Consider the following 22,167-nt stretch of genomic DNA (forward strand, 5'->3'; position numbering starts at 1 on the left):
TGCTACCGACCAACTCGACTTGCCTTGTCGCGCAGCACTTCCCGTTCCCGCTCGTTGTCGGTCATGGCGGCTGCCCGGTCGAATTCGCCGGCGGCCTCTGCGCCGCGGCCCAGCCGGGCGAGCAGTTCGCCGCGCACGCTCGGCAACAGATACGAGCCCTCCAACCCAGTCAACGAGTCGACGATCTCCAGCCCTGCCTCGGGGCCGTCGGCCATCGCCACCGCCACCGCCCTGTTCAATTCGACGACCGGCGACGGCGCCGCGCGAGCCAACCCGTCGTACAGCGCGACGATGCGGTGCCAGTCGGTGTCGGCGGCGGTGGGCGCGGTGACATGGCACTCGGCGATCGCCGCCTGCAGCGCATAAGAGCCCCATCCAGCGCCCTTGCGCCGCAATGTGTTCGCGGCGCGCTCGAGCGCGGCCACCCCGCGTCGGATCTGCGCTCGATCCCATTTCGCCCGGTTCTGGTCCTCCAGCAGGATCGGCCTGCCGTCGCCGTCGGTGCGGGCGGCGAAGCGCGACGACTGCAGCTCCATCAGCGCCACCAGGCCGTGGACTTCCGGTTCGTCGGGCACCAGCGCGGCCAGCACCCGGCCGAGGCGAAGCGCCTCGGTGCACAACTCGTCGCGGATCCAGCGCTGACCGAACGACGCCGAATATCCCTCGTTGTAGATCAGGTAGATCACGCTCAGCACCGCCGACAGCCGCTCCGGATACTCCGAGCGATCCGGCACCTCGAACGGCACGTTCGCGGCCGCGAGGGCCTTCTTGGCGCGGGTGATCCGCGCGGCGACCGTCGCGGTGGACGTCAGGAAGGCGCGGGCGATCTCCTCGGTCGTAAGCCCGCCGACGACCCGCAATGTCAACGCGATACGGCCTTCGCGCGGCAGCACCGGATGCGCAGAGATGAAGATCAGCCGGAGCACGTCGTCGTCGATGCGGTCGGGGTCCCACGATTCCTCGACGTGGCTTTCGAGCTCGCGAGCCATCGCGGCGTATTTGCTGTCGAGATTGTCCTGACGGCGCCACAAGTCGATGGCCTTGCGTTTGGCAACGGTGGTCAACCATGCGCCGGCGTTGCGCGGTACACCCGTCGTCGGCCACTGCTCGAGCGCGTCGACGAGCGCGTCGGCGGCCAGGTCTTCGGCGAGCCCGACATCGCCGACCGAGCACGTCAGAGTCGCGACGATTTTCGCCGCTTCCATGCGCCACACCGCGTCGACGGTCGCCTGCACGTCGCTCACGCGTTCATTGTGCCGACGCGGGCCTCACGCCGGAGTTCGGGACGCGTAATCTACGTTTTCCTGCGGCGTGTCGCAGCGCTTTCGCCGAGCTCGCGACGGAAAGTTAGAAGGTATGACCCACAGGTTGGTCACAGCGTATTGGGAAGGCCGCAAGGCATTCCCGCACACGCTCGTCAACCCGTACGCGGGGCTGGGGGATCGGGCGATCGCGCGGATGTGGCGGCTGGGCTGGCAGCGGGCCGCCGACGAGCAGCGGGGCATTCCGAGCGAAGAGGAGCGACTTGCTCGCTTCGCCGCGGAAATCGATGCCCTCCTGGGCTAGTCGCCTCGACGCGCTGCGGCGCCGACAGCCCCGCGTCGTTCTCGGCGTCACGGGTGCGCCGGGCGCTGGCAAGTCGACACTGGCCGAGGCGGTCGCGACCGCGGTCGACGATGCGGTCTACGTGCCGATGGACGGCTACCACCTCGCCGACGCCGAACTGCAGCGGCTCGGCCGCCTCGACCGCAAAGGCGCCATCGACACGTTCGATGCCTACGGGTATCTCGCTCTGCTGCAACGCATCAGGGCACAGGGCGACGAGACCGTCTACGCGCCGGCGTTTCACCGCGATCTCGAACAGCCCATCGCCGGCAGCATCGCCGTGATGCCCGACCATCGCCTGATCGTGACGGAGGGCAACTACCTTCTCGACGACGAGCCCCCATGGCCGACGATCCGCGCCCTGCTCGACGAGGTCTGGTTCGTCGACGCCCCGCCCGACGTTCGCCGTCGTCGCCTCATCGCCCGCCACGTCGAGTTCGGTAAGTCACCCGAACAGGCCGAGGCGTGGGTGCGCGCCGTCGACGACCCCAACGCCGCGCGCATCGAAGCCGTCTGGGACAGAGCAGATTTCGTGGTCACTCCGTAGCGAACCCCCGCGAGCGACCGTGTCTGCCCGCCGACACGCCGTCAACCCGCGGGCAAAAGGGGTCGCTCGCAGCAAGAAAAGCTAGCCGACAGCGCGTTCAGAACCCTCCCAGAACTGCGCGCGCACGGCCTTCTTGTCCGGCTTGCCCAGCGCGGTCACCGGCACCGAGTCCACGACGATCACCTGCTTGGGTGACTGCACCGATCCCTTGCGCTCCTTGACCGCCGCCTGGATCTCGGAGGTCATCTGCGCGACGGCCGCCTCGGAGCGGTCGGCCTCGGGGCGCAGCACCACGACAGCGGTCACCGCCTCGCCCCACTTCTCGTCGGGCGTTCCGATCACACACACCTGGGCAACCGAAGGGTGCTCGGCCACAACGTCTTCCACCTCGCGGGGGAACACATTGAACCCACCGGTCACGATCATGTCCTTGGTCCGGTCGACGATGTAATAGAAGCCGTCCTCATCCTCGCGGGCCAGATCGCCGGTGTGCATCCAACCGTCGCGAAACGTCTCGGCCGTCGCCTCCGGCTTGTTCCAGTAGCCACCGGACACCAGCGGCCCGGACACGCAGATCTCGCCGACCTCGCCCTGGGACACCGGGTTGCCGTCACCGTCCAACAGCGCCACCCGCGCAAACACCGTCGGCCGCCCGCAGGACGTCAACCGCTTCTCGTCGTGATCGCCCTTGGCCAGGTACGTGATCACCATCGGCGCCTCGGACTGGCCGTAGTACTGGGCGAAGATCGGGCCGAACCGGTCGATCGCCTCGCGCAGCCGCACCGGGTTCATCGCCGAGGCGCCGTAGTACACCGTCTCCAACGACGACAGGTCGCGGGTGCGCGAATCCGGGTGGTCCATCAACGCGTAGATCATCGACGGCACCAGCATCGTCGCGGTGATCTTCTGCTCCTCGATCACCCGCAGCACCTCGGCCGGGTCGAACTTGGTCAGCACGACCAGCTCGCCGCCCTTGATGATCGTCGGCACGAAGAACGCCGCACCCGCATGCGACAGCGGGGTGCACATCAAGAACTTCGGGCGTTCCGGCCACTCCCACTCGGCCAACTGGATCGTCGTCATCGTCGTGATCGACTGCACGGTGCCGATCACGCCCTTGGGCTTACCGGTCGTCCCGCCGGTGTAGGCCATGCCGCCGATGTGATCGGGCGGCAGGTCCGCCGCCACCAAGGCCTGCGGCGAGTACTTGGCGGCCTCGGCGGTCAGGTCGACGCCGACGCCCTCCAACTCGGCAGGCACCGGACCGATCGTCAACACCTGCTTGAGCGTGGGCACCTTCTCCAGCAGTCCCTGCGCCCGCTCGACGAACATCGGGTTCGGGTCGATGATCAGCGACGTGACCCCGGCGTCGTTCAACACATACGCGTGGTCGTCCAGAGAGCCGAGAGGGTGTAGTGCGGTGCGGCGGTAGCCCTGGGTCTGCCCGGCGCCGATGATCATCAGCACTTCCGGCCGGTTCAGCGACAGCAGGCCGGTGGCCGTTCCCGAACCCGCGCCCAGCGCCTCGAACGCCTGAATGTACTGGCTGATCCGCTCGGCGAGCTGTCCACCGGTGAGCGTGGTGTCCCCGAGGAACAGCACCGGCTTGTCCTTGTTCCGCTTCAGTGCCCCGACGGTGAGATGGCCGGAGTGGATGGGATGGCGCAGCAGGTCGCCTGATGAGCGCTCGCGCGAAGAAGCAGCAGCCTGAGTCATGACCATCAGACTAGAACGTGTTCCAGTTCCAGTCACCAGGTCCCCGGGAATCGCCGCGCGAAGCGGTTCATCGACGAGCTCTCGCTGACGGCGAGCAGTCTACGAAACTCGAATGAACGAGAGCTCTCGCTCGTGTTGGTGATAGGTGCGGTAACGGCCTCCCCAATCGTCATAAGTTGACGTCCATCCTCTTCGAGTCATGTGTGGTGACGGATCCCGTCGTTGAAGCAACGGCGACAGCCACATCCGGCTGCTATCGGACATCGCGACGGCCAACGTCCGCGGAGGGGTGATCCGCGACTCCGGGGTCTGCGCGGGCGCGTAACGCGTAGGGTTCGGCCGGTGGGCACCGATGCCAGGCAGCGGCTGCGCGAGACGATCCTGAGCCTCGCCCGTGAACGCGGCCCGGACAAGACGATCTGCCCGTCCGACGCGGCCCGCGCCGTCGGCGGTGACGACTGGCGCGAGCTGATGGACGACGCCCGCGGGACCGCTCGCGACCTTGCCCGCGACGGTGACGTCGAGATCACCCAGAAGGGTGAGGTGCTCGACCCTAACGCGACGTGGCGCGGACCCATCCGGATCCGCGCCACCTAGCGACCGTTCAGCCCAACTTGTCGGCCTCCGCCCGTGCCTGCGCCGCGATCTTCTCGGCCAACTCGGCCTTCCACTGGATTTCCTTCTTGATCCACGGATTGTCTTGCGGGAACTGGTCGGTCTCGCCGACCAGCCGCACCTCGAGCTTGACGCCAGGTCCCAGGGGGCACTTCTGAGCCCACTGCTTGGCCTCCTGCTTCGAGGAGACGTCGATGATCCAGAAGCCATTGAACAACTCCTTGGCCTCGGTGTACGGGCCGTCGGTCACCACCGGTGGATCGGAGACGAAGTCGACGACGAAGCCGTCCTCCGGCCCGGTCAGGCCCTCGCCCGCGAGCATCACACCGGCCTTGATCAGCTCCTCGTTGTAACGGCCCATCGACTCGATGACCTCGCTGAAGTCGACATCGGCCTCGGCGAACGCGGCCTCGGCCTCCGGGGTGACTCGCATGATCAGCATGTATCGCGCCATTGTTCTTCACCTTTCGTCGGGAAGGGGCCGGCCGTGTCGTGGGGTGCCCCTCATGACTACGTCGAACGACCCTTCACCGAAATCGACACGCGGCGCGACATTTTTTCATCGGACTTCTCCTGCGACTGAGAAGATTGCCGTATGCCTGCCGCTGACCTGGCCATCCGCGGAACCGTCCTGACGGTCGACGACAACCAGCCGACCGCCGAGGCGCTTGCGGTGAGCGACGGCCGCATCGTCGCGGTCGGTAGCCGCAGCGATATCGACGGCTGGGTCGGCCCCGACACCGAGACTGTCGACGTCGACGGCTGCGTGATGCCCGGATTCGTCGAGGCGCACGGCCACCCGCTGATGGAGGCCATCGTGCTGTCGGAGCGGATGGTCGACATCCGACCGGTCACCCTGCCCAATGCCGATGACGTCGTTGCCGCGATCCGGGCCGAGGTCGCCAATTGCGGCGCCGATGGCGCGTACCTCAACGGCTGGGATCCGCTGCTGCAGGCGGGATTACCGGATCCGACGTTGGCCTGGCTCGACGACGTCGCACCGGACAACCCGCTGGTCATCGTGCACAACTCCGGGCACAAGGCTTACTTCAACACTGCCGCCGCCCGACGCTTCGGTCTCACTCGCGACACTCCCGACCCCAAAGGCGCCCGGTACGGTCGCGACGAACACGGTGACCTCGACGGCACCGCCGAGGAGACCGCCGCGGTGTTCAGCCTTCTGGCCGGCGTGATCGATCCGGCCGCCTACCCGGCGATGCTGCACGCCGAACTGCAGCGGCTCAACGCGGCAGGGCTGACCACGTGCTCGGAGATGGCCTTCGACCCGGTGTTCCGGCCCGTGATCGAAGCACTGCGCGGTGAATTGAGCGTGCGACTGCGGCTCTACGAGATTTCCAATGCCGAGATGTCCACCGACGCAGCACCGGCCGACGGCGACGACCTGCTCCGTCAGGTCGGCATCAAGATCTGGGTGGACGGGTCGCCGTGGATCGGCAACATCGACCTGTCGTTCCCGTACCTGGACTCCGACGCCACGCGCACCATCGGCGTCGCGCCCGGATCGTGTGGGCACGCCAACTACACCCGCGAACAACTCACCGAGATCGTGCACGCCTACTTCCCCAAGGGGTGGCCGATGGCGTGCCACGTGCACGGTGACGCCGGTGTCGACACCATCCTCGACGTGTACGAAGAAGCGTTGCGGCGCTGGCCCCGCGACGATCACCGGCTGCGGCTCGAGCACGTCGGCGCCATCCGTGACGATCAGCTGCAACGCGCACACGATCTCGGCGTCGTCTGCAGCGTGTTCGTCGACCAGATCCACTACTGGGGCGACATCATCGTCGACGGGCTGTTCGGTGCCGAACACGGAAGCCGTTGGATGCCATGCGGATCCGCGGTCGCCACGGGTATGCGGATTTCGCTGCACAACGATCCGCCGGTCACCCCGGAGGAACCCCTGCGCAACATCAGCGTCGCGGCCACCCGCACGGCGCCCAGCGGGCGGGTGATCGGCCCGGAGCAGCGCATCTCCGTCGAGCAGGCGATCCGCGCACAGACGGTGGATGCGGCCTACCAGTTGTTCGCCGACGATGTGGTCGGATCGCTGGAGGTGGGCAAGTATGCCGACATGGTGGTGCTGTCGGCCGATCCGCGCTCGGTGGCAGCCGAGGACATCGCCGACCTCGAGGTTCAAGCCACATACCTTGCCGGACGGCAGGTTTACCGGAAAGGCGCCTGATCAGACCGCGACGGTCGCTAGGCTTCGCCCATGTCTGACCTGCAAGACCCGCGATTTCTCGACGAACGGCTCGCGCATTGGGCCGAAACCAAACCCGACGCCGAGGCGATGACCTTCCTCGACCGCAGCTGGACATGGTCGGAATGGAACGAGCGGGTTCGCCGCCTGGCGGGCGCACTACAGCAGCGTGGCGTCAAACGCGGCGACGTGGTGGCCTTCCTCGACAAGAACCACCCGGCCTGCGTCGAGTTGACCATCGCCGCAGCGTCGCTGGGCGCCGCGACCGCGATCATCAACTTTCGGCTGGCCGCCGATGAGATCGACTACGTGCTCACCGACTCGGGAGCCAAGCTGTTGATCGTGGGCACGGAGTTGAAGCCGACGATCGAGAAGATCCGCGACAAGCTCACCCACGTCGAACATCTCATCGAGGTGACGCCCGAGGGCGGTGACGGTGACGAGTACGAGGCGATGCTCACCGACGCGACACCGGTCAACCGCAGCGCCGATGTAGAACCCGACGACGTCGCGATCATCATGTACTCCTCAGGGACGACGGGGCGCCCGAAGGGTGTGCAGATCACACAGGCCAACCTGATCGCGCACACCATCAACGCGCACAACGGCTGGGGCTTCGACGAAGGCGACAAGAGCATGGTGTCGATGCCGCTCTTCCACGTCGGCGGATCGTCCTACGTGCAGTTCAGTATTCACGACGGTGTGCCGGCGGTGATGACACGCGAGGTCGACGGCGCGGCGCTGGCCGGCGCAATCCTCAACGGCGCCAACCGAACGTTCTTGGTGCCCGCGGTGCTGGCCAAAGTGTTGGAGTCCGGCGAGGACGCGGTCAAGCTGTTCGGCGCACTGAAGACCTACGTGTACGGTGCGTCGCCGATGCCGTTGCCGCTGCTGCGCGCGGCGTTGCAGGCTTGGCCCGACACCGACTTCATCCAGGTGTACGGGCTGACCGAGGTATGCGGGGTGATCAGCCAGCTGCTGCCCGACGACCACCGCTCCGGTCCCGAGGACCGGCTGGTCAGCGCGGGACGGGTGATCCCCGGCGCCGAGGTTCGCGTGGTCGACCCGGACACACTGAACGACGTACCGGCCGGTGAGCAGGGTGAATTGTGGTTCCGCACACCGCAACTGATGAAGGGCTACCACAACAAGCCCGAGGCAACGGCAGAAGCGATCACCGACGACGGCTGGTTCCGCACCGGAGACATCGGCCGCATCGACGAGGACGGTTACATCTTCGTCGAGGACCGTCTCAAGGACATGATCATCTCCGGCGGCGAGAACATCTACTCCATCGAGGTCGAGCGCGTCATCGCCGAACATCCCGCCGTCACCGACGTCGCGGTGATCGGCGTGCCCGATGAGAAGTGGGGCGAGGTGGTCAAGGCCGTTGTGTCGGTCGAGGATCCGGTGGCGCCGGAAGACCTCATCGCGTGGTGCCGGGAACGGCTCGCGGCGTACAAGTGCCCGAAGACGGTCGACATCACCGATGAGTTGCCGCGCAATCCGACGGGCAAGATCCTGAAGAAGGAGCTGCGCAAGCCCTACTGGGAGGGCCGCGACCGCGCGACGGTCTAATCGGTGGGCCGCACCGGGATCGCGATCTCGTTGCGGCGACGGAACGGCAACGTCCAGGGCGGGTCGTAGAACCAGGACTGCGGCGGCCCTACGGCCTCGATTCCGTTGGCGCGCAGCGTCGCCGAGAGCTCCCGCGTGCGCTCGGCGACCGCGCGCGGACTGCGGTCGCCGGTGAACCTCAGCACCGCGACCGTTTCGCCCGGCACCTCCACCAACCGCACCTTGTCGTCGTCCGGAGTGGGCAACGTGTCCATCGTCCACTTCGACGGCATGTAGAAGCGGATCGTCGAGTTCTCGCCGTCGCGGGCCTGTGCGACCGGCGCCGTCATCGCGATCTTCTCGCGCGCCTGCTGGCTGACCGGGGCGGTCATCGCGATCGTCTCGTCGCGGTGGTTGCCACCGAAGATGTAGCCGGCAAGGCGCCGGAACCCGATGTTTCTGGCGCGGTCCTCGTCGGCGCTCACGGTGGTCTCGGCCGCGATCCGGGGGCCGTATCGGCGTATCTCCACCTGCTCGGACAGCTTTGTGGCCAGATAGTGCGGCTCCTCGGTGCCCACCCGGATCCCGACCATCGAGAACACCGACTCCGCGACCTGGCGGGGGATCTCCAGTAGCCGCATCATCGGCGGTTCAGGAACCAGATGTGCGACGACAGCACGGTCGCGAACGCACACCACAGCGGATACAACGCCAGCGGCGCCGCCTTGGCGCCCCGCACCTGCACGGCACGACGGGTGAGGTCGGCGCTGCTGAGCGTCAGTGCGCCTGCCGCCACCGCCGACGTGGCGAGCTTGCCCTGGTTGAAGAACAGCCACGACCAGCTGCCGTTGAGCACCAGGTTGATCGCGAGAGCGGCGAGGTAGCGTCGACGTTCCTCGGTCTGGCCTCGGCGCTCGAGCTCATCGAGCGTTGCCGACGAGGTCACGGCGATGTCGGCGTACAGGATGGGCCACACGATCGGAAAGGCTTGTGCCGGTGGCTGATACGGTGGCTTTCGCAGCTTCGCGTACCAGAGGGACTGCGAGTCCTTACTGGCCAGGCCGCCGGCAACCGCCGTCGCCGTCACCGCCAGCGCCGAGGGGACCAATGTCTTCAGTTGCACCATGTGCTCCTATGACGAATCACAATTAGTTAAGCAACTGAAAGGTAGCCGGATTCGCGAGCGCTAAACCTCTCGGTCCGCAACCGGCAGGATGGTGCGCATGCCGCAGCTCGACGACGTCCTCGACCGTATGCACGTGGTCGCGCTCCCGATGCGGGTGCGCTTTCGCGGCATCACGATCCGCGAAGTGGCGCTGATCGAGGGCCCGGCCGGGTGGGGCGAGTTCGGTGCGTTCCCCGAATACGAGCCGCCGGAGGCGGCGCACTGGCTGGCATCGGCGCTGGAGGCGGCCTATGAGCCACCGCCGCAGGCGCGTCGCGACCGGATCCCGATCAACGCGACCGTGCCCGCCGTCGACGCCGCCCAGGTGCCCGAGGTGCTCGCGCGCTTCCCCGGTGCGCGCACCGCGAAGGTCAAGGTCGCCGAGCCGGGCCAGACCTTGGCCGACGACACGGCGCGGGTCAACGCGGTGCGGGCGATCGTTCCAACGGTGCGGGTCGACGCCAACGGAGGCTGGAGCGTCGACGAAGCGGTCGCTGCGGCGGCGGCGCTGACCGCTGACGGGCCGCTCGAATACCTCGAACAGCCGTGCGCCACGGTGGCCGAACTGGCCGAGTTGCGCCGCCGCGTCGACGTCCCGATCGCCGCCGACGAAAGCATCCGCAAGGCCACCGACCCCCTGCGGGTGGTGCGGGAGAAGGCGGCCGATGTCGCAGTGCTCAAGGTCGCACCGCTGGGCGGGGTGCGCGCGCTGCTCGCGATCGCCGTGCAGATCGACATCCCCGTCGTGGTCTCCAGCGCGCTGGACTCGGCGGTCGGCATCGGCCGCGGGCTACTGGCCGCCGCGGCGCTGCCGGACCTGCGCCACGCCTGCGGGTTGGGCACCGGCGGGTTGTTCGCCGAGGATGTCGCCGAACCCGTTCCCCCGGAAGACGGATATCTCTCGATCGGTCCGGTGGTCCCCGATCCGGCGCGGCTTTCGGCGCTGGCCGCCCCTGCCGAGCGTCGCCGATGGTGGATCGACAGGGTGCGCGCCTGCCACCCGTTGACACGATGACACAAATCACTAGTCTTTGTGTCAACGCGTATCGGAGGCGACATGACGCAGACGGCCGAAGCTCACCATGTCCATCAGGCCGGCGGCGAGGTGCGCCCGAAGGTCATGCGCGAGTTCCGCAAACACAGCGGCAGCGCGTTCGGCGGGTTCTTCGGCGCGGCCGCATTCGACGAGGTCGCGTTGGTGCCGGTGGCTGCGGCCGTCGACAAAACCGGTCGATTCGAGGCCAACTTCGCCGATCGAGGGGTGCGAAGTGGGTTCTCGGCGTTCCTCGCGATCTGGGGCGACCCGTGCGACCGCGCCGCCGAGGGGGAGCGGCTCAAGCGGATGCACCGGGAGGTCCGCGGCCGCGGGGACGGGAGCTTCGCCGACGTGCGGTACAGCGCTCTCGACCCGCGGCTGTGGAACTGGATCGCGGTCAGCGGGATGTTCATGGTGCTGAACTCGTTCACCCCGTGCACCGGCATCACCATGACCCCGGCCGAGAAGGACGCCGCATACGAGCAGTTGCTCGAGGCCTTCCGCTCTCTCGAGCTCCCTGGCAACAACGCCAAACTGCCCGCCAGTTACGGCGAAGCCGTGCGGTACTACGACGCCATGGTCGAAACCCGACTCGCCGACAACGAATTCCTCAGGCGTGTCACCGATGACCTAACCAAGCTCCCGCTGCCCACCCTGTTGCTCCCACCGGCCATGCGGCGCGCGTTGACCCCGCCGTGGCTGCTCGCGCGACCCGTGGTCGGCCGGATCGTCAAGATCTGCTCGTTCGGAATCATGCATCCCGGTGTCCGTGAGCTGACGGGGTTCCGCTGGGAGGATCGCCACGATCGGGAATTCGAGGTGTACACCCGCGTGCTGCAGCTGGCGTGGCGGGTGCTTCCGGAGAAGCTGACGTTGATTCCCTTGGCGCGCAACCGCCTGGAGTACGAGAAGCTGGTCCGGTTTCACCGCTCGGTCGGCCTGGACTCGTTCGCCCCGCCTGCGGCGTGCCCGGCCGGTCGGCAGGCCTAACCTAAACCGATGCGACGGCTCCGCAACACCGACAGCCGCACCGAACAGGAGGCCGCGATCCTCAAGGCGGCCGCCGAGGAGGTGGCGCTCGTCGGCGTCGGCAGGGCGAGCATGGACGTCATCGCGCGCCAAGCCGGTGTCAGCCGCAGCACGCTGTATCGCCGCTTTCCCAGCCGCGACGTGTTGATCACCGAACTCGGAAGGCAGACATTCGATTTCGCGATGGCACGCCTGCAGACCGTCGGCATCGAGTCCGGCGCGAAAGAGGCTGCCGTCGCAGCCTTCTGTGAGGGCCTGCGGCTGCTGACCGCCGAACCGGTCATGCGTCGGTTCCTGCGGCTCGACGGCGACCTGTCGGCGATGTCGGGCATGTACGACGAGGCCCAGGAGTTCCTCGAGAGCGCCTCCGCGGCCATGGCCCGGGCGCTGAGGGCCGCAGGCGCGACGATGCCCGACGACGACCTGCTGGCGGTCAGCGAGTTGCACATCCGGCTGGCCGCATCGCTGGCCCAGGTACGCACACCGGCGCTCGACGTCACCGACGATGACGCGGTACGCGCCTACGCGCTCAAACACCTCGCCCCGCTGGTGTGGTGATCCACCGACCGTCGATGTCCTGATCTGTGGGGTGCCTGGCCTAGACGCCATCGACCGGGTGGCCAACACTGGGTTCATGCGATCGGTGGTGATCCTCGGTTTTGCCGGTGTACAGGCTCTCGACCTGGTCGGTCCCTTTGAGGTGTTCACGGGAGCGTCCCGATATCTGCAGGACAAGGGTCGCGAGGGCTACGACGCCAAGGTGGTGACCCTCGACGGCGAACCCGCGACCACCGGCACGGGTCTCGCGCTCGTCGCCCAACCGCTACCGGACCCGCGCGAACCGATCGACACCCTCGTCCTTCCGGGCGGCATCGGGGTTCACGACGCCAAGACCAACCTCGACCTGGTCAACTGGATCCAGACCGTCGCGCAGAATTCCCGACGGGTCGTCACCGTGTGCACCGGCGCGTTCCTCGCCGCCGAGGCCGGTCTGCTCGATGGCTGTACCGCCACCACGCACTGGGCCTTCACCGAACAGTTGGCGCGTGAATATCCGACGGTGACAGTCGATCCCGAACCGATCTTCGTGCGCAGCAACGACGGGATATGGACCGCGGCCGGTGTCACCGCGGGCATCGACCTCGCACTGTCGCTCGTCGAGGACGACCACGGCACCGATGCCGCGCAGACGGTTGCGCGCTGGCTCGTCATGTACCTGCGCAGGCCGGGAGGGCAGACGCAGTTCGCCGCACCGGTGTGGATGCCACGCGCCAAGAAAGCCCCCATCCGCGAGGTGCAGGAGGCCATCGAGACCGAACCCGGTGGCGTGCACAGCATCACGGAGTTGGCTCGCCGCGCGGCGATGAGCCCGCGTCACTTCACCCGGTTGTTCACCGAGGAGGTGGGGGAGGCGCCAGGCGCCTACGTCGAGCGGATCCGCACCGAAGCCGCGCGCCGTCAGCTCGAGGAGACCGACGACACCGTCTCCGTCATCGCCGCGCGTTGCGGGTTCGGCAGTGCCGAGTCACTTCGGCGCAACTTCGTTCGCCGACTTGGTATTTCACCCGACCAATATCGCAAGACCTTTGCCTGAGACAGGAGACGACCCATGACCCAGATCGCCATCATGGTGTACCCCGGCTACACCGCACTCGACTTCATCGGACCCTACGAGGTGTTGCGCAACTTACCGGGCGCCGAGGTGCGGTTCGTCTGGCATGAACCGGGACCGATCGAGGCCGACTCGGGCGTGCTGCTCATCGGCGCCACCCATTCGTTCGACGAGACGCCCTCGCCCGACATCATCCTGATCCCCGGGGGACTGTCGAGCTTCCAGCACGCCCGCGACGAGAAGGTGCTCGACTGGGTGCGCACGGCCCACGAGACGTCGACGTGGACGACATCGGTGTGCTCGGGTTCGGTCATCCTCGCCGCGGCGGGTCTGCTCGACGGGCTCCGCGCGACGTCGCATTGGCTGGCGCTGCCGATGCTCAAGCCGTTCGGCGTCGACACGGTCTCCGATGAACGCGTGGTGCACGAGGGCAAGATCGTCACCGCCGCCGGGGTGTCGGCCGGAATCGACCTCGGCCTGTGGCTCTACGGGCAGATCGCCGGTGACGCGAAGGCCAAGGCGGTGCAGCTCGTCATCGAATACGACCCGCAGCCGCCCTACGACTCCGGGCACCTGTCGAAGGCGTCGGCCGCCACCAAGGCGACGGCATCGGCGCTGCTGAGCCGCGACACCGTCAAACAGGGACAGCTCGTCCCGACGGCGGCGTTGCTGTGGACCGCCGCAGTGCAACGGGTCCGTGGGAAGGCGGTCTCGGCGCGTTAGCGGTCGGCGATACCCTCGCACCCGTGGGGATTCCTGAAGTACGACCCGATCCGCCGACACCGTTCATCCGTGCGGGCGCGCGTTTGATGGGGCTGGGGCCGTCACGGTGGTTTCTGCGTCGCATCGGATGGCGGCTGGACCGCGCGGTGATCAACCTGACCAACGGCCGCGTGTCGATGTCGTTGGTGATGCCCGAGGTGCTGCTGACTCACACCGGCGCCAAGACCGGCCAACAGCGCAGCACGCCGCTGACCTACTTCACCGATGCCGGCCGTGTGATCGTCATCGCCTCCAACTACGGCGGCGACCGGCATCCCGCGTGGTTCCACAACGTCAAAGCCAGTCCGCGAGTGACGCTGTCCGCGCGTGGCTACCGGGGCACCTTCATCGGCGAGGAGGTCACCGGAGCCGAACGGGACCGTCTGTTCGGCCTGGCCAAACAGTTCGTGCCGAACTACGCCGATTACGAGAAGCGCGCCGGAAAGCGGCGCATCCCGGTCGTCGCGTTCACCGAAGCGGCGGATTCGGCGTAGTTCGTCGCGGCCTCAGCGGCCGTCGGCCTGTGACCGCTCGGTCAGCTCCTGATAGGCAGCGGTGAAGGCGCCCGCGCCCTGCATCAGCGCCGCGATGTCCGCCTCGGTCATGTGCCGGATCACCGGGCCGAACGCCTCGACGCGCAGCCTTATCAGCTCGTCGAGCACCGCGCGTCCCGCGTCGGTCAACTCGAGCAGCGTGGCGCGGCGGTTGGTGGGAGCGACCCGACGGGTGATGTAACCGGCATCGGCGAGGCGGTCGCTGAGCCTGCTCGCGGTGGACGGCAGGAGTCCTAGGTCGTCGCCCAACCCCGTGACCAGGCTCGGGCCCAGCCGCTCCAGGGCCTGCAGCGCGCGCAGCGGCGCGAGCCCGATGCGTTGCTCCATCTGCTCGAGCGCGGATACGTTCAGCGCGAGTAGCCCGCGGGTCGCGCGCTCGAGTTCCGACAGTTTGGCCTCGACGGCCCGGTTGGTCGACGGCACCGCTTCCTCCCGTCCCGCAACGGTATTCGACCCTGTGCCGGCGTGTGTCATCGTCGCGGCTTCATATCGGGCAGCTCGTATTCTGGCAGGACGATGTCGTCGCGCAGGATCCGGCCCATCACCAGGTTCCCGACCGGCGGAATGTCGATGGTGCGTACCGTCAAGTTGCGCAACCAGATACCGAGCTTGGTCCGGGTCGCGAAGAAGGAGATGAAACGTTGCGCGCCGTCCTGTTTGGCGTCGATGAAGCCGCGCAACCGGTTCTCGTAAGCTTCGAACGCGGCCCCGATGTCGTCGCCCGCCCGGGTCAGCTCACCGGCGAGGACGTAAGCCTCGGCGATGGCCAACCCGGTGCCCTCGCCCGCCAACAGCGAGACACACGCCGCCGCGTCGCCGATCAGCCCGACGCGGCCGATCGACCATTTGTCCATGCGGATCTGGCTGACCACGTCGAGATAGATGTCTTCGACGCCGTCGAGGGCCTCGAGAATCCGCGCAGACTCCCAACCGGTGTCGGCGAACTCCCTGCGCAGCAACGCTTTACAGGAATCGAGGTCTGTGGGCAGGGTGGGTGTCGGCGAGCGGAAGATGAACAGCACCAGGGTGCGGTCACCGCACAATGTGAACCTGCCGATCTGACGGTCGGGCACGTTGTGCGTCACGTACACCAGATCGTCGCACGGTCGGTAACCGTCGAGCACGCACGCCGCGACCTGGCAGCCGAGATAGTGCTCATAACGCGCATCCGGTCCGAAGGCCAGCGCCCGGACGTTGGAGTGCAACCCGTCCGCGCCGATCACCATGTCGAATTGCCGTGGTGGGCGGTGCTCGAACGCGACCGTAACGCCGTCGGCCCGGTTGTCGAGTGCGGTGATGCTCTCGGAGTAGACGGTCTCGATGTCGGGCCCGACGGTCCGATAGATCGCAGCCGCCAGGTCGCCGCGGGTCAGGCTGATGTAGCGGTCGCGCAACGCGCGGCGCATGGGATCGACCCGAAGCCGGGCCGACGCCCGGCCGTTGTCGTCGGCGATGCGCAGTTCGCGTACGCGATAGCCGGCCGCATGGAGGTCGTCCTCGATACCCATCTTCTGGGTGATGGCGTAGCCGAGGCCCCAGAAGTCGATCAGATAGCCGCCGGTGCGAAAGGCCGGCGCCTTCTCGATCAGGGTGACGTCGTGGCCGGCGCGCACCATCCAGTGGGCGAATGCGGGTCCGGCGACACCGGCGCCGCTGATTGCGATCTTCATTTGTCTTCCTCCTCGGAGTCATCGAGGGGTTCAGATGTTCATGCTATGCGCATGTCGTGCATGATGCACGATCTTCCGAAGGGCCCGGACCGGCCTCGGCTCGCGGACTTGAGTACCGTCGTTCGGGTGAATTTGGCCTTCGACGATCGCGGTAGCGGCCCATCGGTACTGTTCATCGCCGGTCACGGCGGTGCGGGCCGAACCTGGCACCTGCATCAGGTGCCCGAGTTCCAGCGCGCCGGTTACCGCTGCATCACGTTCGACAACCGCGGGGTGGGCGCCACCGAGAACGCCACCGGCTTCACCACCGAGACGATGGTGGCCGACACGGCGGCGCTGATCGAGAAGCTCGACGCGGCGCCGGTGCGCATCGTGTCGGTGTCGATGGGCTCATACATCGCCCAGGAACTGATGGTGGCCCGGCCCGACCTGGTCGACCGGGCGGTGCTGATGGCCACCCGCGGCCGCGAGGACCGCACCCGCGAGTTCTTCCGCGACGCCGAGCGCGAGCTCGCCGCTTCCAACATGGTGCTGCCCACCAAATACGACGCGAAACTACGCCTGCTGGAAAGCTTCTCGCCCAAGACGCTCAACGACGACGCCAAGGTCCGCGACTGGATCGACATGTTCGTCATGTGGCCCACCAAGCCCACACCCGGCGGGCGCGCGCAGATCGAGGTCCGGCCGCAGGGCAACCGGCTGCCTGCTTACCGAAGTATTACGGCGCCCACACTGGTCATCGGGTTCGCCGACGACCTGGTCTTGCCCCCGCACCTGAGCCGCGAGGTCGCCGACGCGATCCCGAAGGGCCGCTACCTGGAGATTCCCGACGCCGGCCACCTCGGCTTCCTCGAGCATCCCGAGGCGATCAACAAAGCGGCGCTCGATTTCTTCGCCGATAAGCTGTAGTGGTGAACCCCTCGACCGCGCAGGCCCGCGTGGTCGTCGACGAACTGATTCGCGGCGGCGTACGGGACGTCGTGCTGTGCCCCGGATCGCGCAACGCCCCGCTGGCCTTCGCGTTACAGGACGCCGACCGCGCAGGACGGCTCCGGCTGCACGTCCGCATCGACGAGCGCACGGCGGGCTTTCTGGCCATCGGGTTGGCGATCGCCGAGCGCGCCCCGGTCTGCATCGCGATGACGTCGGGGACCGCGGTGGCCAACCTCGGACCCGCGGTGGTCGAGGCGAACTACGCGCGGGTGCCGCTGGTCGTGCTGAGCGCGAACCGCCCCTATGAACTTCTGGGCACCGGCGCGAACCAGACCTTCGAGCAGCTGGGGTATTTCGGCACGCAGGTCCGGGCGTCGATCAGCCTCGGCCTGGCCGAGGAATCCCCGGAACACCTCGACGTGCTCAACGCGCAATGGCGTTCGGCGGTATGTCGGATTCTCGTGGCGGCCAAGGGCTCTCGGTCCGCTAATGCGGGCCCCGTGCAGTTCGACATCCCGCTGCGGGAGCCGCTCGTGCCCGATGCCGACGAGACGGTGACCTACGTGCCGCAGGGCAGGCCCGGCGGCAAGCCGTGGACGTACACGCCGCCGGTGTCATTTGACCAGCCGCTCGACATCGACCTAACACCCGACACCGTCGTGATCGCTGGGCACGGCGCGGGCGAGCATCCGAATCTGGCCGCGCTGCCGACCGTCGCCGAACCGACCGCGCCACCCGCCGACAACCCGCTGCACCCCTTCGCGCTGCGGCTACTGCGGCCAAAACAGGTCATCATGCTCGGCCGCCCGACACTGCACCGGCCGGTCTCGGCGCTGCTGGCCGACCCGTCGGTGCCGGTGTATGCGCTGACTACGGGTCCGCGCTGGCCCGACGTGTCGGGCAACTCGCAGGCCACCGGCACCCGCGCCGTCACCACGGGCGCACCGGACCCCGCGTGGCTCGCCAGGTGTGCCGAGGTGCACCGCCACGCGATGGAGGCGGTCCACTCCCAACTGCGCGCGCATCCGCTCAAGACCGGCCTGCACGTGGCCGCCGCGGTGGCCGAGGCCGTTCGGCCCGGTGACCAGTTGGTGCTCGGCGCGTCGAACCCGGTGCGTGACGCCGCGTTGGTCGGCCTGGACACCCACGGGGTCAAGGTGCGCTCGAATCGCGGTGTGGCGGGTATCGACGGGACGGTGTCGACAGCGATCGGGGCCGCGCTTGCCCACGAGCGGGCGGGTGGCGGGAGCGGGTCGAACCGCACGATCGCGCTGCTCGGTGATCTGACGTTCGTCCACGACAGCTCGGGGTTATTGATCGGGCCGACGGAGCCGACGCCGCGCAACCTGACCATCGTGGTGTCCAACGACAACGGCGGCGGCATCTTCGAACTGCTCGAACAGGGCGACCCGCGGTTCTCCGACGTGTCATCGCGGATCTTCGGTACCCCGCACGACGTCGACGTGGGCGCGTTGTGCCGGGCGTACCACGTCGAGAGCCGACAACTCGAGGCCGACGATCTGGCCGAGGCGCTCGACGAACCCCACGACGGGATGCGGGTGCTGGAGGTGAAGGCCGACCGGTCGTCGCTGAGGGCGCTGCACGCGTCGATCAAGGCTGCCCTGTGAGCGGAGCGAACGATTCAGCTTCGGTGAGCGGAACCGGGTTGAGGCGGACGGCCGTGGACCGCTTGAGGAAACCGATCCGGTGGGCGCGTAGGTTCCTGCCACGGCTGACCGCCGACCCGGACGAGTCGCGCCGTCAGCGGGTGTTTCGCCGGATCCGCGTCGGCATCGTGATCGCGGCATGCCTGGTGACCCTGCAGTCGGTGCTGATGGTGTTGGGCGCGTGGCGCAATGACCGCCAGATCGAGCGGCACATGGGCGTCGCCGCCGCCGAGGTGCTCGACGCCGGACCCCGGCGGTCGACGATCGAGTTCGTCACCCCCGACCGCGTCACCTACCGTCCCGAACTCGGTGTGCTCTATCCGTCGGAGCTCGAGACGGGGATGAACATCTACGTCGAATACGACACGAACAACCCGGATCTCGTTCGCGTGCAGCACCGCAACGCGGCCTTGGCGATCATCCCGGCGAGTTCGATCGCCGTCGTCGGCTGGCTCATCGCCAGTGCCGCACTGGCCGGTGTGACGCTGATCGAGCGCAGGACCTCACCGCGTCTGACGTCGGATCGGGAAGCCGAGCTGTCGAGCGCAAGCTGATCGATCAGGACTGGATCAGCTTGTCGAGCCAGTCGTTGTCGTAGATGTCGACCTTCTCGCCGGTGACGAGGTCATAGACGGTCGGCGTGCCGGTGGCCAAGGGATCGACATCGAACAGGAAGCCGAAGTTGCTCTCGTCCATCTCGGCGATGTTCACCGCGGATCCGCCGCTGGCAACCCGCTTGACGGCCTTGTCGGGCATGCCAGCCACGCTGGCCATGTCGGCCATCTCCTCGTCGCTCGGGCCCTGTCCGCCCGGATCCTGGTTGGCCCAAAGCTCTTCGACGAACCTCTGGAACTGGGTGCCGGTCGCGCCGCTTCCGGTGGCGAGGAACAGCGCGTTGCTCACCCGCGACGAGTGGCCGTCGGTCGCCTCGTCCAGGAAGATCAGCGGCCGGTACGTGACGTTGAGTTGGCCGACCCCGATGTAGTAGGCGAGCTGATCGCCGAAATCGGCTTGTAGATCCGCGCAATGGGTGCATTGCGGCTCGGTGAAGATCTCGATTCTGACCGGTGCGTCGTCGAATCCGGCCACCACTCCGAAACCGTCTTCGCTGACCTTCAGCGGGGCCTGGGCGGGATCGCGTTTGGCGGTGCCGGCGACATGGTTGGTGCAGCCGACGGCGGCGAGCAGCACAGTGAGCGTCAAAACCACCAGTGCCCGCGAGAACCGCATGTCAACCGCCCTTTCTCTGGTGCGCACGATACTCGACGTGAGCGCGCCGCAGCACCCGTTGGCGCACCAGCTTTTCGCGTGCCATATTCCTGGGCGCAACCTTGGCGACAGGCTGCGCTGAGACTATTCGGTCGTGCGCGTGGCAATCGTCGCAGAATCGTTCCTCCCGAATATCAACGGCGTCACCAACTCGGTCCTGCGGGTGATCGAGCATCTGCGCCGCACCGGACATGAAGCCCTTGTCATCGCTCCCGACACACCGCGCGGTGAACCGCCCGCCGAACGCGTGCACGACGGCGTCCGCGTTCACCGCGTGCCCTCGCGGATGTTTCCGAAGATCACCTCGCTGCCCCTCGGCGTACCCAGGCCCCGGATCGTCGGTGTGCTACGGGGTTTCGATCCCGACATCGTGCACTTGGCGTCACCTGCATTGCTCGGGTACGGCGGCCTGCACGCCGCGCGCCACCTCGGTATCCCGACCGTGGCCGTATTCCAGACCGACGTCGCCGGATTCGCCGAGAGCTATGGTGTCGGCTTCGCCTCCCGCGCCGCGTGGGCGTGGACACGGCATCTGCACAGTCGAGCCGACCGGAATCTCGCACCGTCCACCGCCGCGATGGAAGACCTGACGGCGCACGGTATTCCGCGTGTGCACAAGTGGGCACGGGGTGTGGACATCACCGGTTTTGTGCCGTCGGCGCGCGACGACGCGCTGCGGCGGCGGTGGTCGCCCGACGGTAAGCCGATCGTCGGGTTCGTCGGTCGCCTCGCGCCGGAAAAGCACCTCGAACGGCTGGCGGTGCTCGCACGCCGTGACGATATGCAGCTGGTCGTCGTCGGCGACGGTATCGACCGCACCAAGCTTCAAAGCCTTCTTCCCTCAGCGGTTTTCACCGGCGCCCTGTACGGCGGGGAACTGGCCGCGGCGTACGCGAGCATGGATGTGTTCGTGCATCCCGGCGAGCACGAGACCTTCTGCCAGGCCGTGCAGGAAGCGATGGCGTCGGGCCTGCCGGTCATCGCCCCGGACGCTGGTGGTCCGCGAGATCTCGTCGTCCCCTATCGCACCGGATTGCTGCTGGCGGTCGACGAGTTCGAGGCCCGCCTGCCCGATTCCGTCGAGCATCTGATCGCCGAGCGGCACCGGTATTCAATCGCTGCGCGCCGCAGCGTGCTGACCCGCACCTGGCCGGCGATCTGCGACGAACTCCTCGGTCACTACCAGGACGTGATCGCCGTATCCGGCCCTCCCCATTCCCGCGACGGTGCGCGTCTGCACCCGACACGCCGCGGAAATTCGTCACTTCGCGCACGGTCGCGCCCCAGCGAGAGTGCGTAACCGTCGACCTCGGGTGCTGATCAATCGCGCGACCGTTCTGCAGGCCTGTTTTGTCAGTGGTCGAATGTATGTTCGAGGTATGTCGGGAAGCGACCTGCAGGACGCGATCACCGCGTTGCGTGCCGCCTACGAGAAGGTGGCCGCCTGTGAGGTCGACTTGCTGACCCGCCCCGATCTGGTCACCGCACTTGATGAGCTCGAAGGTCTCGGCTGCCAGTTCCCCGCGATGAGTCACCGCTTGCTCGCCCGCCTGCAGACCGAGGCGACGCCGCAACAGATGGGTGCCAAATCGTGGAAAGAGGTGTTGAGGGTCCGCTGGCGGATCTCGACCACCGAGGCCAACCGGCGTCTGACCGAAGCTGCCCTGCTGGCGCCCCGTCAATCGTTGACCGGACCGTCGCTGCCGCCGGCGTTGCCCGCGACGGCGGTCGCGCAATCTCACGGACTGATCAACGGCGAGCACGTGGAGGTCATCCGCAAGGCCGTTGACAGGTTGCCGGGCTGGGTGGATGCGGCCACCAGGGAGCAGTTCGAGGTCGACCTGGTCCGCACGGCGGTCGGCGTGGGTCCCAAGGAACTCAAGGACAGCGCCGATCTGACGCTGTTCTTGCTCGATCAGGACGGGCCCGAACCCGATGACGCCGAGCGCGCCCGCAAGCGCGGGGTCACCAAGAAAAAACAGCGCTCCGACGGGATGATTGACATCTTCGCAACTTTGACCCCCGAAGCGTGGGCGGTGTGGGAAGCGATCTTCGCCAAGTACGCCGCACCGGGTATGTGCAATCCCGACGATCCCGAACCCTGCACATCGGGAACCCCGACACAGGCTCAGATCGACAACGACCACCGCAGTCTGGCCCAGCGTCAACACGACGCGATGATCGCCGTCGGGCGCATCGCCCTGATGAG

At 67.4% G+C, this 22,167-nt stretch carries 24 protein-coding genes; 16 read left to right on the plus strand and 8 right to left on the minus strand.

Annotated elements, in window-relative coordinates; genetic code table 11:
• Nucleotides 1–2 precede the first annotated feature (2 nt).
• Nucleotides 3–1,205, minus strand: coding sequence for an RNA polymerase sigma factor (locus A5759_RS19790; protein ID WP_068200669.1), 1,203 nt, complete (start codon nt 1,203–1,205; stop codon nt 3–5).
• 151 nt (nt 1,206–1,356) lie between these two features.
• Between A5759_RS19790 and A5759_RS19795 the strand changes: the two genes are divergently transcribed.
• Nucleotides 1,357–1,566, plus strand: a complete 210-nt coding sequence (locus A5759_RS19795; protein WP_064398109.1) for a hypothetical protein — start codon at nt 1,357–1,359, stop codon at nt 1,564–1,566.
• Nucleotides 1,550–2,152 carry a nucleoside/nucleotide kinase family protein gene (locus tag A5759_RS19800; protein ID WP_068200593.1) on the plus strand — a complete coding sequence of 201 codons (603 nt, stop codon included), beginning with the start codon at nt 1,550–1,552 and terminating at the stop codon, nt 2,150–2,152. The genes A5759_RS19795 and A5759_RS19800 overlap by 17 nt, the downstream gene beginning before the upstream one ends.
• An 81-nt stretch (nt 2,153–2,233) precedes the next feature.
• Here the strand turns inward: A5759_RS19800 and fadD8 are convergent, their stop codons facing one another.
• The gene (gene fadD8, locus A5759_RS19805) at nt 2,234–3,874 is read right to left on the minus strand and encodes a fatty-acid--CoA ligase FadD8 (protein WP_369816241.1); all 1,641 of its coding nucleotides are present in this window, start codon (nt 3,872–3,874) and stop codon (nt 2,234–2,236) included.
• A gap of 336 nt (nt 3,875–4,210) precedes the next feature.
• On the opposite strand from fadD8, the gene A5759_RS19810 reads away from it, so the two are divergent.
• A complete protein-coding gene (locus A5759_RS19810) occupies nt 4,211–4,465 on the plus strand; it encodes a DUF3253 domain-containing protein (protein ID WP_064425313.1) in 255 nt (84 codons plus the stop codon).
• A 7-nt stretch (nt 4,466–4,472) separates the two neighbouring features.
• On the opposite strand, the gene A5759_RS19815 is transcribed toward A5759_RS19810, so the two are convergent.
• On the minus strand, nt 4,473–4,937 hold the full coding sequence (locus tag A5759_RS19815; protein WP_064425312.1) for a YciI family protein: 465 nt from the start codon (nt 4,935–4,937) through the stop codon (nt 4,473–4,475).
• 141 nt (nt 4,938–5,078) lie between these two features.
• Here A5759_RS19815 and A5759_RS19820 point away from each other — a divergent pair, with 141 nt between their 5' ends.
• Nucleotides 5,079–6,686 (plus strand): amidohydrolase, encoded by a 1,608-nt coding sequence (locus A5759_RS19820; protein ID WP_068200596.1) that lies wholly within the window; start codon nt 5,079–5,081, stop codon nt 6,684–6,686.
• 30 nt (nt 6,687–6,716) lie between these two features.
• Entirely contained in the window at nt 6,717–8,282 is a 1,566-nt protein-coding gene (locus A5759_RS19825; protein ID WP_068200598.1) for a long-chain-fatty-acid--CoA ligase, read from the plus strand.
• Here the strand turns inward: A5759_RS19825 and A5759_RS19830 are convergent.
• Entirely contained in the window at nt 8,279–8,902 is a 624-nt protein-coding gene (locus A5759_RS19830; protein WP_082695040.1) for a heme-binding protein, read from the minus strand. The two genes, A5759_RS19825 and A5759_RS19830, sit on opposite strands and share 4 nt — an antisense overlap.
• On the minus strand, nt 8,902–9,384 hold the full coding sequence (locus tag A5759_RS19835; RefSeq protein ID WP_064398159.1) for a TspO/MBR family protein: 483 nt from the start codon (nt 9,382–9,384) through the stop codon (nt 8,902–8,904). The genes A5759_RS19830 and A5759_RS19835 overlap by 1 nt, the downstream gene beginning before the upstream one ends.
• 91 nt (nt 9,385–9,475) lie before the next feature.
• Between A5759_RS19835 and A5759_RS19840 the strand changes: the two genes are divergently transcribed.
• The 6 genes from A5759_RS19840 to A5759_RS19865 all read left to right on the plus strand — a co-directional run bounded on the left by A5759_RS19840 (nt 9,476) and on the right by A5759_RS19865 (nt 14,359).
• Complete coding sequence (locus tag A5759_RS19840; protein WP_068200600.1) at nt 9,476–10,441, plus strand: o-succinylbenzoate synthase; 966 nt, start codon at nt 9,476–9,478, stop codon at nt 10,439–10,441.
• Between the two features lie 42 nt (nt 10,442–10,483).
• Nucleotides 10,484–11,452 (plus strand): oxygenase MpaB family protein, encoded by a 969-nt coding sequence (locus A5759_RS19845; protein WP_064419106.1) that lies wholly within the window; start codon nt 10,484–10,486, stop codon nt 11,450–11,452.
• Nucleotides 11,453–11,461: 9 nt separating this feature from the next.
• Entirely contained in the window at nt 11,462–12,049 is a 588-nt protein-coding gene (locus tag A5759_RS19850; protein WP_064398148.1) for a TetR/AcrR family transcriptional regulator, read from the plus strand.
• A gap of 76 nt (nt 12,050–12,125) precedes the next feature.
• Nucleotides 12,126–13,085: a GlxA family transcriptional regulator gene (locus A5759_RS19855; RefSeq protein ID WP_064419127.1), complete on the plus strand. Its 960-nt coding sequence runs from the start codon at nt 12,126–12,128 to the stop codon at nt 13,083–13,085.
• A 15-nt stretch (nt 13,086–13,100) separates the two neighbouring features.
• Entirely contained in the window at nt 13,101–13,826 is a 726-nt protein-coding gene (locus A5759_RS19860) for a DJ-1/PfpI family protein (protein WP_064419105.1), read from the plus strand.
• Nucleotides 13,827–13,849: 23 nt separating this feature from the next.
• Complete coding sequence (locus A5759_RS19865) at nt 13,850–14,359, plus strand: nitroreductase family deazaflavin-dependent oxidoreductase (RefSeq protein ID WP_068200603.1); 510 nt, start codon at nt 13,850–13,852, stop codon at nt 14,357–14,359.
• Between the two features lie 12 nt (nt 14,360–14,371).
• On the opposite strand, the gene A5759_RS19870 is transcribed toward A5759_RS19865, so the two are convergent.
• Nucleotides 14,372–14,842, minus strand: coding sequence for a MarR family winged helix-turn-helix transcriptional regulator (locus A5759_RS19870; RefSeq protein ID WP_068200605.1), 471 nt, complete (start codon nt 14,840–14,842; stop codon nt 14,372–14,374).
• A gap of 47 nt (nt 14,843–14,889) precedes the next feature.
• Nucleotides 14,890–16,089: an FAD-binding domain gene (locus A5759_RS19875; protein ID WP_068200607.1), complete on the minus strand. Its 1,200-nt coding sequence runs from the start codon at nt 16,087–16,089 to the stop codon at nt 14,890–14,892.
• A 126-nt stretch (nt 16,090–16,215) separates the two neighbouring features.
• On the opposite strand from A5759_RS19875, the gene A5759_RS19880 reads away from it, so the two are divergent.
• The 3 genes from A5759_RS19880 to A5759_RS19890 are packed head-to-tail and all read left to right on the plus strand — an operon-like array spanning nt 16,216 to nt 19,243.
• Nucleotides 16,216–16,998: an alpha/beta fold hydrolase gene (locus A5759_RS19880; RefSeq protein WP_068200675.1), complete on the plus strand. Its 783-nt coding sequence runs from the start codon at nt 16,216–16,218 to the stop codon at nt 16,996–16,998.
• A 2-nt stretch (nt 16,999–17,000) separates the two neighbouring features.
• Nucleotides 17,001–18,650 (plus strand): 2-succinyl-5-enolpyruvyl-6-hydroxy-3-cyclohexene-1-carboxylic-acid synthase, encoded by a 1,650-nt coding sequence (gene menD, locus A5759_RS19885; RefSeq protein ID WP_068200677.1) that lies wholly within the window; start codon nt 17,001–17,003, stop codon nt 18,648–18,650.
• A gap of 53 nt (nt 18,651–18,703) precedes the next feature.
• On the plus strand, nt 18,704–19,243 hold the full coding sequence (locus tag A5759_RS19890; protein WP_068200608.1) for a DUF3592 domain-containing protein: 540 nt from the start codon (nt 18,704–18,706) through the stop codon (nt 19,241–19,243).
• A gap of 4 nt (nt 19,244–19,247) precedes the next feature.
• Here A5759_RS19890 and A5759_RS19895 read toward each other — a convergent pair whose 3' ends face one another.
• Complete coding sequence (locus A5759_RS19895) at nt 19,248–19,919, minus strand: thioredoxin domain-containing protein (protein ID WP_068200611.1); 672 nt, start codon at nt 19,917–19,919, stop codon at nt 19,248–19,250.
• 133 nt (nt 19,920–20,052) lie between these two features.
• Here A5759_RS19895 and A5759_RS19900 point away from each other — a divergent pair, with 133 nt between their 5' ends.
• Nucleotides 20,053–21,258: a glycosyltransferase family 1 protein gene (locus A5759_RS19900; protein WP_082962206.1), complete on the plus strand. Its 1,206-nt coding sequence runs from the start codon at nt 20,053–20,055 to the stop codon at nt 21,256–21,258.
• Between the two features lie 64 nt (nt 21,259–21,322).
• Nucleotides 21,323–22,167: DUF222 domain-containing protein (locus A5759_RS19905; RefSeq protein WP_082962213.1), on the plus strand; the 845-nt coding region annotated here is incomplete at its 3' end.

It is taken from the genome of Mycobacterium sp. 852014-52144_SCH5372336 (assembly GCF_001665615.1).
Classification (GTDB): Bacteria; Actinomycetota; Actinomycetes; order Mycobacteriales; family Mycobacteriaceae; genus Mycobacterium; species Mycobacterium neumannii_A.